The following is a 12,230-nucleotide window of genomic DNA, read 5'->3' on the forward strand; positions in this document are numbered from 1 at the left end:
TTTAAAATGGTAAAAATTAATAAGGTCATGCTTTACACAACGATGTTAATACTGACCGGGTGTGCTGCAAAATCGCCACAAAAAATGTATAACTGGAACGGCTATCAGGATTCTGTTTATCATTTCTACACCAATAAAACCAGCCCGCAGGAACAAATCGCTACCTTACAGAAGTTGGTTGAACTGTCGAAGGCAAACAATAAGCCAGTTCCTCCGGGTGTTCATGCTCAACTGGGAATGCTTTACGGTAATACCGGAAATGCAGACCTGGCGATGGGGGAGTTTAATGCGGAAAAAAGTCAGTACCCGGAGTCGGCATCTTATATTAACTTCCTGACGAACAGGAAATAAAAGGACAATAATATGAAAGGATTCTTTGCATTATTTACTCTTGCTCTGGCACTATTAGTTACCGGTTGTACTACCGGAAATAAAAAATCGACGGACTATTCAGCATTCCGGGAGAGTAAGCCGCGCAGCATTCTGGTGTTGCCGCCTAAAAACCAGTCACCGGATGTCAATGCCAGCAACAGTGTGCTCAGCGTTGTTACGATGCCACTGGTTGAGTCCGGATACTATGTATTTCCGGTTGCGGTTGTCAGCGAAACATTCAAACAGAATGGAGTGACTAACCCGGATGACATTCGCTCCATCCCGCTTAAAAAATTGCACGATACTTTTGGTGCCGATGCCGTGATGTATATTTCAATTACCGATTACGGTACCTCTTATCAGATTGTGAATAGCGATACACGAGTGACAGCAACTGCACGTCTGGTGGATTCCCGTACTGGTAAAGAGTTATGGACTGGCGGAGCAACGGCATCGGGCAATGAAAATAAGAATAATAGTGGTGGGGGGCTGATTGGCGTTTTATTAACGGCAGCCATTGCACAAATTGCTGATTCCTCCACTGATAAAGCTCATGATATTGCAGAGATTACTGCTGCACGTATGTTCAGTGCAGGCTCAAACGGTGGTCTGTTGTATGGTCCTCGTTCGCCAGATTACAATAAAACGCCGTTGTAAAATTAATTGCGTTTTCTCAACAGGGGCACCCATGTTTTGCTGATCCTTTTGAGAATAACTTCCTCGGTGCGACATCCTCTGACAAAACCGATGAAGTGATCGAAAAGATTAAGCAGGGCGATAGATCCTTATCCGCCTCTGATGAACTGATTAAGCCGGAAAATGCGGACCAACGTAGTGACGTCCTGATGGTTAAATTCACTAAAGCCCCTTTGCAGATGAGCCGCAAGGAACGTACTTCACTAATTTAAATAAATTAAAAAGGAATTTTATGGATTTTACACGGATTTATCTCGCAGGGGCTTCTGCAATGGGGGTATTTTTGGTATTTGATGCTTTCAGACGAAAGGGGTGGATAGGTAATAAAACACTGTACTCCGTCGTCTTGCTGTTTGTTGTCTTATGGAATGTTGGTGACTTTTATTATTCAAAGATAAAGCGCAACAAACAAAGTATCAATAAAATTGAGGAGAACATGCTGAAAGCGCCAATGATGCAAGTGTTAAAACAATATGATCAGGAATTATTTTATCAGTTGCGGGACAAAATGGTAGCGATGAATAAAAACAATAAAACTGACCAGGAAGTTTTTAATGAACTGCTCATTGATTTTGTTAAAACACATAATGAGAGGTTTAATTTCGCTCCGGATCAGGATATTATTTCATTAACCAGGTTAAGTCGTGATCAGATTGTTTACGCTAAAGGAGTGAGTGACGACTTTTGTTTTCGGTTTTCATACCCTTTATTTTCAGGTGGTATGAAGGTCTGGCTGGATTTCCCGGAGAGTATTTTACAAAAAAGAAAATTTTTAGAGGCAGAACTGGTCAGAAACTCATATGGAATCAATAAACATATGATTACCAGTGATGAAACCTCTCAGGCAAGAAAAGATTATGACAATATGGCCAGTCAGTTAAATTTAAAATATGGCACTGATTTGGAAATAATGTCTGATCCTAAAAAGGGCCTGAAGAAAAAGAAGATTGCCTGTGAAATTTCTGAAGATATGTTGAATTATATTTTATCTTTACCAGCTGAACGTTCGGCAGGTATTTACCGACTGATAATGTCGTTGAATTAAAGCAGCGTTAATAAGGCTCACGCCGGTCAGCGAGTTTTACCAGCATAGTTAAACAAACTGACGTTCTCAGCCACAGATTTTTCGCCCTCATTCTGGCTGAATAACAGATGAGCAATATCCTGAATGACATCAATAAATCTCATTTAACATCAGGGCTGAGGTTAAGTTAGTGGGAATACTTCCCCTGACTTATGGAATGAAGAAGCTTTACTGGCTCTGATCACGGTCATTAGAGCCAGCGCGCACTGTTACAGTGCGGTGCTGCGTGCCTGTGGTGCGGCAGCGATAATTTCTTTTCACTTCCGTCACTCTTATCCCTGTAACCTGCGGAAAAAACCTTTTCCTAATGTGCTGTTACAGCATTATTTAATTTTGGCCCGATTATTGCTGGTTTTTATCTGTTGCCCCGCTGATGTGGCAATTCCTTAAGTTGCATACTGACAACGACGTCTGATTACCTCCCATTGTTATATTCCCACCCGGTTGTCCGGGAATTTCTTATTTATTGATTTTAAATCATCTGCAGAGGGTGCTATGGCTATTTCTCGTCGTTCTTTCATTAATAATGCTGTGTTGTCTGCTGCCGCAGTGGCTGTTACCGGTGTCTCAAAGTTTGGTGTTGCGGCTGATGGTAAGGACCCGATTAAGGTCGCGACTATTCTCGACTTATCCGGGGGACTGGATTTGTACGGTAAACCAATGCTGGATGCAATTAACCTGGCCGCAGCAGATATTAACGCCGCCGGTGGCCTGTTGGGGCGACCTGTGCAGATGATTAATTACGATGCTCAATCCAGTATGCAGTTGTATGCCCAGTATGCGCAGCAGGCAGCATTAAAAGACCGCGTCTCCGTCGTGATTGGAGGAATTACTTCGGCGTCGCGCGAGGTGATTCGGCCGGTACTTGATCGTTTCAAAACCTTATATTTTTATCCTACCCAGTATGAAGGAGGGGTCTGTGATCGTAACTATTTTTCGTCAGGTTCGACACCGGCTCAAACTGTCGGGAAGCTGGTGCCCTACGCTATAAAAAAATGGGGTAAGAAGATTTATATTCTGGCGGCTGACTATAACTACGGGCAGATCGTGTCTGCCTGGGTAAAAAAATACGCCCAGGATAATGGCGGGCAGGTGGTCGATGTTGAGTTTTTCCCACTGGATGTTACCGATTTTGGAACAGCAATCTCGAAAGTCCAGGCTGCAGCACCGGATATGGTCTGGTCGGCGCTGGTCGGTGGCGCTCACCTCTCTTTCTACCGCCAATGGCATGCGGCGGGTATGAGTGGAAAAATTCCAATTGCCTCGACAGTATTTGGCACCGGTAATGAGCACATTATTCTGTCTCCGGAAGAGAGTAACGGTATTTTGATCTGTGCCAACTACATGCAGGAGATCCAGACACCGGTGAATCAGGCATTTGTAGCGAAATTCAAAGCAAAATATGGCGCCAATGCCCCTTATGTTCATGATCTGGCGATGGGTGCTTATCAGGGCATGTTGCTATGGGCTGAAGGCGTTAAGAAAGCCGGTGATGTTGACAGGATGAAAGTCACCGAAGCGCTGGAGACTGGAATTTCAGTAGTCTCTCCGAGCGGCAAAGTGACTGTCGATCCACAAACCCATCACTGTACTTTAGACGTGCATATTGCAGAAATTAATAACCACAGCATGAACATCCTCGAAACCTATCCACAGCAGGCACCGCTGGATACTCAGATGGTGTGCAATCTGCAGAAAAATCCACGCGATAACAAACAGTACGAGATCAAACTTTAACCGGAGTTGCTATGGATCTGTTTATTATCTATGCCATTGAAGTGCTCAATGCGATTGCAGTATTGATCATCATGAGCCTTGGGCTTGCTGTGGTGTTTGGCATGATGAAAATTGTCAATATGGCACACGGAGAGTTCATGATGCTGGGGGGCTACAGTGCCATTCTGGCGACCAACCATCTGGGAATACCAATCTGGATTTCGATGCTGATTGTGGCGCCGGTGGTAGTGGGCATATTTGGTATGTTTATAGAACGTATCATTATCCGCCATTTATACGGGCGCATGATCGATACCATGCTGGCTACCTGGGGGCTAAGCCTGGCTTTGATTGGCGCTGCCACCATGTTGTTCGGTAATACAACACTAGGTATCAGTTCGCCGCTATCCAGTGTCACCATCGGTCATTACAGTACCAGTGGCTATTCGCTGTTTCTGATCGTCTGTTGCCTGGTGTTACTGGGCGGAGTATGGGGTCTGCTACGTTTTACCACTCTGGGGCTTTGCGCCAGAGCAACGATGCAGAATGCCCGTATGGCCGCGGCTTTAGGGACCCATCCCGGCAAAATTTACAGTCTGACCTTTGGGCTGGGAGCCGCGCTTTCCGGGCTGGGCGGTGCTCTGCTGGCTCCGGTGACCGGTGTGATTCCGACTGTCGGAGTGAGTTTTATAGCCAAGGCCTTCATCACGGTGATTGGCGGAGGCAGTGCCATTATCGCCGGTACCCTCAGCGCATCGACATTGTTCGGTGTGATTTCGCAGATTGTTACTTACCTCTATAACCCTGTGTTTGGTGCTGTCGCTTTATTGCTGAGCGCTATTGTCTTGCTGCGCCTGTTACCGCAAGGGATTACCGGGCGGTTTTTCAGGAGATCATTGTAATGAAAATACTTTCTGAAAAGTATCGGGTGCTACTGAGTGCCGTTGTTGTGATGTTACTGGCTGTCTGGCTCTCCGGAGCGATTGAGCTTTATACATTACTTTCACTCACGGTCTTCTTTGTGATGGGAATTCTGGCACTCAGCCTGGCATTTATCTGGGGTTATGGGGGCATTCTCTGCTTTGGACAGGCGGCTTTTTTTGGTCTGGGAGCTTACACCTATTCTATCGCGGTAATTGACTGGGGAGATTCTACCTGGGCAGTGTTGGCGGCCATTGCGGTCCCGGCACTGTTTTCTTTAATTCTTGGGTATGTAATTTTTTACGGCGGTGTTAGTGACGTGTACCTGGGGGCCATAACTCTCGCTGTCAGTCTGGTGCTGTTTAACTGGGTCAATTCAACTTCTGGTAGTGAATACCATATTGGTCAGGCGTTACTGGGAGGATTTAATGGTATCCCGTCCGTACCGACGTTAAACATGCCTTTCCAGCCTGATAATGCCCTTTCTCCCGAAGCGTTGTTCCTGGTGACGGTCGGTGGCCTGGTACTTTGTTATGTACTACTGCGATTTACACTACTCAGCCGTTTTGGCAAAACCGTGGTTGCTATCCGCGAGAATGAGCAACGTGCAGGTCTGCTTGGCTATAACGTCCCGGCACATAAATTAGGAACTTTTATGATAGGGGCGGCTATTGCCGGTTTGTCCGGTTGTCTTTATGCCAACTGGGGAGCGTTTGTCAGTCCTGGTGTATTTAGTCTCAGCCAGTCGGCCCAGATAATTATCTGGGTAATTGTTGGTGGGCGAGGCACATTAATTGGTCCGGTGCTGAGTTGTATTGCTCTGCAATGGCTGGTGACACGACTGGGTGCACAGCAAACGGTGGATACCAATCTGATACTGGGAGTGATTCTGACTGTCTTTGTACTGCTGATCCCGGGGGGGATTTTGCCTACTTTGAAGCGATTACTCACCGGCAAAAAGAAATCCCCTGACGCCCTGGCTAATCCCGAAACCAGTGGAGTGAAACCATGAGTCATTCAGTACTACTTGAGACACGGAAAATGGGTGTCAGCTTTGGTGGGGTGCACGCAGTTAAAGAAGTAGATTTTGTCCTGAATGAAGGCGAGCTGCGCTGTCTGATTGGTCCGAACGGGGCAGGGAAAAGCACTTTCTTCAAAATGCTGAGTGGCCAGGTATCCCCAACCCGCGGCCAGTGTTTGTACCGCAACCAGGTAATTTCCGGCCGCAAACCCTGGGAAATTGCCCGGTTAGGTATTGGTATTAAAACTCAGGTGCCCAGTGTTTTTGAAGGGCTGACTGTCTGGCAAAATTTATGGCAGGCAGCGGCAAACAAACTGGCGTCGTCTGCCATAGACGAAGCCATTCTTGAAGTTCTGGGTGATATCGATTTACTGCACCTGAAAGATGCCGTGCTTTCTGAACTGGCTCATGGGCAGAGGCAGTGGGTGGAGCTGGGCATGATTCTGATTTCACGTCCGCAATTAGTATTACTGGACGAACCCGCCGCAGGGATGACCCACCATGAAGTCCGAAAAACAGCCGAATTAATTAAAACAATTAACCAGCAGAGTACGGTGGTAGTGGTGGAACATGATATGGAATTTATCAGCATGATTGCACAAAAAGTCACTGTATTTAATCAGGGTGAAGTCCTGGCCGAAGGAACTTTTGCGGAAGTGACGTCGAATCAGCTGGTTAAAGAGGCCTATCTGGGGAACATGGAGATAAAACATGCTTGAGGTCAAACAGTTGGTCTCCGGATATAACAAAATTCCGGTACTTAATCTGTCAGAGCTTTTCGTTGGGGCTAAATTTTTTACTGGCGTCCTGGGGCGTAACGGGATGGGGAAAACTACCTTGTTACGGGCGATTATGGGGGAATTGCCGGCCTGGAAAGGGCAGGTGTTGCTTAATGGCATCAATATTACCAGCTATCAGGCACACCAGCGAGCAGCAATGGGCATTGGTTTTGTCCCACAGGGGCGGCAGATTTTTCCGTTGCTGACGGTAGAAGAAAATCTGCGGATGGGTTGTGTAAAGCATTTTTCCCGTTCTAAACAAATTATCGAGCAAATGCTTGAAATCTTTCCCAGGTTGAAACGGCTGCTGGCCCAGCCCGGAGGTTCCTTATCCGGAGGGGAACAACAGTTGTTGGCGCTGGCCAGGTGTTTGTGCGGCGAACCCCAACTGGTGTTGCTGGACGAGCCTACTGAAGGTATTCAGCCCAACATCTGCGAAGAGATAATTGACACCTTAAAGCAACTGCGTCACCAGATGGATATCTCAATCATTCTGGTGGAACAGGATATTGATTTCCTCCATACCCTTTCCGATCGTATTCATGTTATTGAAAAAGGTATGATCACCGGAGAGATCGATCCGAAAGTTGTCAGTAGTGCCACGATAGCCGAGCAATATCTGGGCTTTCATGTCTGATGATTAATTGCCTGTCTCTGCTGTCCTGTGTGGCACAGGTACAGGCAATCTCAACAAAGCAGCCGTCATAACAGCATTTTATAGTGAGTTCTGATTTCTGATGCTTTGGAGGGGCAGAATATGAATGAAGAATCTCTTATGGCAGTGCTGAATGGTCTTAGAGTCACGATTATCCATCCTGATGCACAAAGTTGCAGAGCACTGAGCGCTTCGCTTAGCCAGTTGGGCTGCCAGGCAACTTACTGCTGGCCAGTCCCGGCATGTCCCCCTGCAAATACGGACCTGGTACTACTGGCATCGGAACCGCATTACCACCAACGCGCTAAAAGCTTAATGGCAGAACCTGCAATGGTTAAGATTCCTTTCATTGTGATGGCAGACTGCCAGAGCCCGGCAATGTTCCCGTTGTTGCTTGAACTCAAACCTGCCGCCATTCTGGACAAAATGATCAATCCGTTTGCACTGATTGTGCAAATTATCGCGACGATGAGACTGGTCAGGGAATGCAATTTATCGCGTCTGCGGGCGGAGCAGGTGGGGAAAAATGATAAACAGAAGCTGGCACAAGCTAAAGGCATTCTGATGTTTGAACATGGTATGGACGAAAACACGGCATATCATTTTATGCGCCGTGAGGCGATGAACAGCAGAAGAAGTCTGAGTAGCACAGCCGAAGGTGTTATTCGCCATCAACAGCGAGCTTTCCCCGAGTGATCAGGCTGCTTGGGGAGCAGCCAAAAGCTTTACGAAAAGCCAGACTAAAATGCGACATATCACTGAAACCGTGGTCCAGAGCTACCTGAGTAACACTGCGTGCTTTACCTTCTGTGAGTATCCGGCGGCAGGCGGTCAGCCGCTCCTGCCAGACAAAATTCATCGGAGTGGTATCGTGCGCGGCAAAAATACGACTCACCGTGCGTGATGAAATATGATGAGCATTAGCAATCATTGCTACAGATAGCTGATGATTATGCAAATTTTGCCGCAGATAGCTGACAATTCGTTGGTAAAGATCCGCTTTTAACGGCACGTTGCTTTGTTGCAGATTAATGCCTACCGCGATAACGCTGAACAAAGTGTTGGCAAATTGCTCAGTCAGACATGGCTGTTCCTGGTCGGCATTAAACAAATAGGCTTCTGCCACCATTTGTTTTAATGAGATTATTCCGGGCCTGTTGAGATCAAGGCATTGCCCGCTCAGAACACTGATACCTGGTGCTTCTTTTTCCATCAGCTGTCGTGGTAAATGCACGATATCTATCATCATCTTGTCCATTGCAAAGTCAAAAGGAGCATCGGCATCATAGATGACGATATCTCCGGCAGAGACCAGAGAGGAATGACCATTCTGGATCAGCCGGCCTTTTCCTGACTTCACAATTCCCAGATAGAAATCATGATTTGGGTGGCGGCGTATGCAATTTCTGGTGCGCTGCCAGATAAGCGAAGTATGAGAAGTGTGAGTGGCAATTTCCAGACCGCTCAGAGCGCTGTAGCTAAAACTGCCTGAAAAATCGTCCCTGGCTATCTGTCGGGCTTCAGCCCTTATCAGCCTGGAGCAGATAGCATCACGCCAGGCATCGAACCGATGTCTGGTATTCAGATCTTCAGTGGAGAATTCGTTTTTCATCTGATTGCTCCTTCTGGTCATCCGTATCACGCTGTCACAGCATAATTAATGCAAAGTTCAGGCCATACAGAAAACCCTATGGAACCGATCACAGAAATGGCTGAGCCCCATTTCCGTGATCATTTCTGGTGATTGTTACAATGGCGGGTGCTGTTTGTGCCAGTCGGTGGCCTGCTGCCAGGCCCAGGCTCCCTGAATCATACTGACTTCATCAAAATGGGCAGCAATCAGTTGAAAGCCAATCGGAGCACCGGTCGCTGTCATACCGCAAGGCAGGGTGACTGTTGGGTGACCGCTAAGGTTAAATGCACTGGTATAGCGCAACAGACCGTCAAACAGTGTTTTATCAGTGCCGAAACGTTGCATGGTCTCCCAGCTAAGATCAGAAAATGCCGTTGCAGGGGAGAGGATCACGTCAACCTGAGTGAACAAGGCACTGATATTTCCACGCAGAGCTGCACGTTTTAGCCACAGGCGCTGGTATTCCTGAGCGGTAACACTGAGCCCCAGATCAATCAGGCCGGCAAGACCGGGGCCGTAGCGATCTTTTTGCGATGGATAAGTCGCTTCATGAGCCAGTGCTGTCTCGACACCACAAACTGCACTCCAGTCTTCGGCCGCCTCGTCAGTATCCGGTACCTCGATCTCAATAATCTCCGCTCCGAGTTTCGTAAAAGTGGCAATGACGTTCTGTAATGCTGCCTGAGTTTCAGTATCCGTTCTCTCCAGCGCCCAGTGACGGTCTACACCGATGCGCATTTTTTTGACTCCCCGGGTCATGAGAGCCAGATAATCAGGTACCGGTTCGCTGCTGGAGGTTGGGTCTTTTTCGTCACGCCCGGCGATAGCCTGTAGCATCACCACGGCATCTCCTATGGATCGTGCTATCGGACCAATGTGATCAAGTGATGCAGCCAGCTCACAGGCTCCATGCCGTGTGACCCTGCCCCAGGTCGGTTTTATACCGGTCAGCCCATTAGCGTTGCTCGGAAAGCGAATAGAGCCGCCAGTATCTGTGCCTATGGCACCGAAACAGAGCCCTGCCGCTGTGGCGACTCCGGATCCACTTGAGGAGACGCCGGTCCATAAATCCTCACGCCACGGATTCGTGGGATGTGTGATTTCAGGATGGTGATCGGCGAGTGCGCCTTCTGTCTGGGCAAGTTTGCCCAGAATAACTGCCCCAGCCGCTTTGAAACGTTCCACGACGGTGGAGTCTTCGTTGAAGATACGCCCCTGATGGATAGCCATTCCATGAATAGTCGGTGCGTTTTTGGTCCAGATCAAATCCTTCAGGGCAATGGGGACACCATGTAACGGTCCGCGGATGACACCGTTTGCGATTTCCTCATCCGCCTGCTGTGCCTGCTGTAACGCACTGTCAGACATGACATAAAAGTAGCTGTGTAATTGCGGATCGAGCCGTTCAATACGATCCAAAATATAGCGGGTAACTTCAACGGAAGAAATCGTACCGGACTGAATCATCAGACCGATATCGAGCAGGCTTTTATAGTGCAGATTATCCATGAGCGGTGTCCTTAGAATCAGGCCAGGGTTAAGCAGAAACATCCAAATTAGAACAGTTACCTGAGCAGAGCTTTGTTGAGCGGGACAACCGCTATGTCTTAAATGACGGCGTTTTTTTAAGCAAATTTCCTGTGGTGGCGGAACATAGCACCGGATAAATCCCCTGTCAGCTCTGCCGCATTTCAGGGGCCACCGGGCAGAGCAGATGTTGATTACTCTGGTAAAGCCGGCTTAAAAGACGTTTTCCACTGGCCAAAAAACTTGCGATTTTTTGCTATTTATGGAAATCTGGACATTAAGACGTCCAAACGTCTTACTCCACATTCTTCCGATAAAATATAACTGATAAATTTCGCAAACTATGACGCAACTTTCTGCCGGTTTATCGCCGGATATCGCCACTCCAGGCAATAATGTTATTCGCAGCGCGGCGGATGTCAGCCAGCTGGTTAACACTTCAACCCACGCCAAAACTAACGCCCGTATTATCGTGGCCATCGCCTTAGGCGGGGTATTCCTTGATGCTTACGATCTCGGCGCGCTGGCGTTCGGGGTTAAAGATATCACCCGCCAGTTTGGCCTTTCTCCGGAAGGAATTGGCCTGGTGGTTTCAGCTATCACCATCGGCGCAATTGTCGGTGCCGTGATCGGTGGTTATCTGACAGATAAAATCGGTCGCTACCGTGTGTTTATGGCCGACATGTTTTTCTTCGTTTTCGCTGCTCTGCTCGGTGCATTGGCGCCGAATGCTGAAGTTCTGGGGATCAGTCGCTTTATTATGGGGCTGGGAATCGGTATTGATCTACCGGTAGCAATGGCCTTCCTGGCCGAGTTTTCGCGTCTGAAAGGGCGGGGGAATAAAGCTGCCAGTGTGGCGATGTGGTGTCCCACCTGGTATGCCGCAATATCGGTCTCTTACCTGCTGGTACTCGGATTGTTCTATCTGCTGCCGGCTACCCAGAGTGAGTACCTGTGGCGTTATATTGTCGGGTTCGGTGCAGTTCCTGCCCTGATCATTCTGACAGTCCGTAAACGCTATATGACAGAATCACCGGTATGGGCCGCACAGCAGGGCGATTTAGCCTCTGCCGCGAAGATCTTACAGACGGCGTACAATATCCCTGCGACGGTTGCGACAGATATTCCGCAACAAAGCAGTGCACCAGCAACCTCCCGTAAGGCGGGCTGGAAGAGCTACGGAGTGTTGTTACAGGGGCGTTATCTGAGCCGCACTATTCTGACCAGCGTGATGTCTTTTGTCTCGCCGTTTGCTTATGCGGCTATCGCTTTTGGTCTGCCAATTATCATCTCAACGTTGTTTAAGCAGTCAATGCTGACAACCATTCTGGTATCACTGGCACTGAACCTGTTGTTTGCCTTTACTGGTGGGTTGGCTGCGGTACGACTGGTACCTAAACTGGGTGCCCGCAGTATGACCATTGCCGGTTATGGTTGTCAGTTGGTGGCTTTACTGGGGCTGGCACTGGCAGGACGTCCGGAAGATACTGCTCAGGCGATGATCTGCTGTGCTTTTCTGGCGTTGTTTCTGCTGGGGCAGGGCTTTGGTCCGGGGGCTCACACCATGGTATACGCCTCTCTCAGCTATCCGGCCTCTATTCGTGGTACCGGTGTTGGGCTTAACCAGACCATCACTCGTTTCAGTTCCACACTGGCACTGTTTCTGTTCCCAATCCTGACCGCCAACCTGGATACCGGATTGTTCTGGGTGATTGCATTGTCCCCGGTCATCGGTCTGCTGGCGTTATTTATCATTCGCTGGGAACCGTCAGGCTACGATGTTGATGCCGAAGATTATCAGCAAGTTACTAAATAAAACTAATAAA

Annotated in this window: 12 protein-coding genes; 10 read left to right on the plus strand and 2 right to left on the minus strand. The window is 48.2% G+C overall.

Annotation, left to right across the window (positions count from 1 at the left end):
- The first annotated feature begins 6 nt into the window (after positions 1 to 6).
- The 9 genes from A7K98_RS02135 (at position 7) to A7K98_RS02180 (ending at position 7,940) form a co-directional block, all read left to right on the plus strand.
- On the plus strand, positions 7 to 351 hold the full coding sequence (locus A7K98_RS02135) for a DUF4810 domain-containing protein (RefSeq protein WP_087487073.1): 345 nt from the start codon (positions 7 to 9) through the stop codon (positions 349 to 351).
- Between the two features lie 12 nt (positions 352 to 363).
- Positions 364 to 1,029, plus strand: a complete 666-nt coding sequence (locus tag A7K98_RS02140; protein WP_087487074.1) for a DUF799 domain-containing protein — start codon at positions 364 to 366, stop codon at positions 1,027 to 1,029.
- 271 nt (positions 1,030 to 1,300) lie between these two features.
- Complete coding sequence (locus A7K98_RS02150; protein ID WP_087487076.1) at positions 1,301 to 2,113, plus strand: hypothetical protein; 813 nt, start codon at positions 1,301 to 1,303, stop codon at positions 2,111 to 2,113.
- Positions 2,114 to 2,647: 534 nt separating this feature from the next.
- Positions 2,648 to 3,889: an urea ABC transporter substrate-binding protein gene (locus A7K98_RS02155; RefSeq protein ID WP_087487077.1), complete on the plus strand. Its 1,242-nt coding sequence runs from the start codon at positions 2,648 to 2,650 to the stop codon at positions 3,887 to 3,889.
- Positions 3,890 to 3,900: 11 nt separating this feature from the next.
- Positions 3,901 to 4,770: a branched-chain amino acid ABC transporter permease gene (locus tag A7K98_RS02160; RefSeq protein ID WP_087487078.1), complete on the plus strand. Its 870-nt coding sequence runs from the start codon at positions 3,901 to 3,903 to the stop codon at positions 4,768 to 4,770.
- Complete coding sequence (locus A7K98_RS02165) at positions 4,770 to 5,801, plus strand: branched-chain amino acid ABC transporter permease (protein ID WP_087487079.1); 1,032 nt, start codon at positions 4,770 to 4,772, stop codon at positions 5,799 to 5,801. The genes A7K98_RS02160 and A7K98_RS02165 overlap by 1 nt, the downstream gene beginning before the upstream one ends.
- Positions 5,798 to 6,529: an ATP-binding cassette domain-containing protein gene (locus tag A7K98_RS02170; protein WP_087487080.1), complete on the plus strand. Its 732-nt coding sequence runs from the start codon at positions 5,798 to 5,800 to the stop codon at positions 6,527 to 6,529. Before A7K98_RS02165 ends, A7K98_RS02170 begins: the two co-directional genes overlap by 4 nt.
- Entirely contained in the window at positions 6,522 to 7,226 is a 705-nt protein-coding gene (locus A7K98_RS02175) for an ABC transporter ATP-binding protein (RefSeq protein WP_087487081.1), read from the plus strand. Before A7K98_RS02170 ends, A7K98_RS02175 begins: the two co-directional genes overlap by 8 nt.
- Positions 7,227 to 7,346: 120 nt before the next feature.
- On the plus strand, positions 7,347 to 7,940 hold the full coding sequence (locus A7K98_RS02180) for an ANTAR domain-containing response regulator (protein WP_087487082.1): 594 nt from the start codon (positions 7,347 to 7,349) through the stop codon (positions 7,938 to 7,940).
- On the opposite strand, the gene A7K98_RS02185 is transcribed toward A7K98_RS02180, so the two are convergent.
- Positions 7,906 to 8,856 (minus strand): helix-turn-helix domain-containing protein, encoded by a 951-nt coding sequence (locus A7K98_RS02185; RefSeq protein WP_087487083.1) that lies wholly within the window; start codon positions 8,854 to 8,856, stop codon positions 7,906 to 7,908. The genes A7K98_RS02180 and A7K98_RS02185 overlap by 35 nt on opposite strands.
- A gap of 135 nt (positions 8,857 to 8,991) precedes the next feature.
- Positions 8,992 to 10,386 carry an amidase gene (locus tag A7K98_RS02190; protein ID WP_087487084.1) on the minus strand — a complete coding sequence of 465 codons (1,395 nt, stop codon included), beginning with the start codon at positions 10,384 to 10,386 and terminating at the stop codon, positions 8,992 to 8,994.
- A gap of 361 nt (positions 10,387 to 10,747) precedes the next feature.
- Between A7K98_RS02190 and A7K98_RS02195 the strand changes: the two genes are divergently transcribed.
- Entirely contained in the window at positions 10,748 to 12,220 is a 1,473-nt protein-coding gene (locus tag A7K98_RS02195) for an MFS transporter (RefSeq protein WP_087487085.1), read from the plus strand.
- Positions 12,221 to 12,230 lie beyond the last annotated feature (10 nt).

Source organism: Tatumella citrea, from assembly GCF_002163585.1.
GTDB classification, from domain to species: Bacteria; Pseudomonadota; Gammaproteobacteria; order Enterobacterales; family Enterobacteriaceae; genus Tatumella; species Tatumella citrea.

What these genes read in the sequence shown, in the direction of transcription:
- A7K98_RS02135 (WP_087487073.1), top strand. Translation starts at nt 7, where the DNA reads ATGGTAAAAATTAATAAGGTCATGCTTTACACAACGATGTTAATACTG.
- A7K98_RS02140 (WP_087487074.1), top strand. Translation starts at nt 364, where the DNA reads ATGAAAGGATTCTTTGCATTATTTACTCTTGCTCTGGCACTATTAGTT.
- A7K98_RS02150 (WP_087487076.1), top strand. Translation starts at nt 1,301, where the DNA reads ATGGATTTTACACGGATTTATCTCGCAGGGGCTTCTGCAATGGGGGTA.
- A7K98_RS02155 (WP_087487077.1), top strand. Translation starts at nt 2,648, where the DNA reads ATGGCTATTTCTCGTCGTTCTTTCATTAATAATGCTGTGTTGTCTGCT.
- A7K98_RS02160 (WP_087487078.1), top strand. Translation starts at nt 3,901, where the DNA reads ATGGATCTGTTTATTATCTATGCCATTGAAGTGCTCAATGCGATTGCA.
- A7K98_RS02165 (WP_087487079.1), top strand. Translation starts at nt 4,770, where the DNA reads ATGAAAATACTTTCTGAAAAGTATCGGGTGCTACTGAGTGCCGTTGTT.
- A7K98_RS02170 (WP_087487080.1), top strand. Translation starts at nt 5,798, where the DNA reads ATGAGTCATTCAGTACTACTTGAGACACGGAAAATGGGTGTCAGCTTT.
- A7K98_RS02175 (WP_087487081.1), top strand. Translation starts at nt 6,522, where the DNA reads ATGCTTGAGGTCAAACAGTTGGTCTCCGGATATAACAAAATTCCGGTA.
- A7K98_RS02180 (WP_087487082.1), top strand. Translation starts at nt 7,347, where the DNA reads ATGAATGAAGAATCTCTTATGGCAGTGCTGAATGGTCTTAGAGTCACG.
- A7K98_RS02185 (WP_087487083.1), bottom strand. Translation starts at nt 8,856, where the DNA reads ATGAAAAACGAATTCTCCACTGAAGATCTGAATACCAGACATCGGTTC.
- A7K98_RS02190 (WP_087487084.1), bottom strand. Translation starts at nt 10,386, where the DNA reads ATGGATAATCTGCACTATAAAAGCCTGCTCGATATCGGTCTGATGATT.
- A7K98_RS02195 (WP_087487085.1), top strand. Translation starts at nt 10,748, where the DNA reads ATGACGCAACTTTCTGCCGGTTTATCGCCGGATATCGCCACTCCAGGC.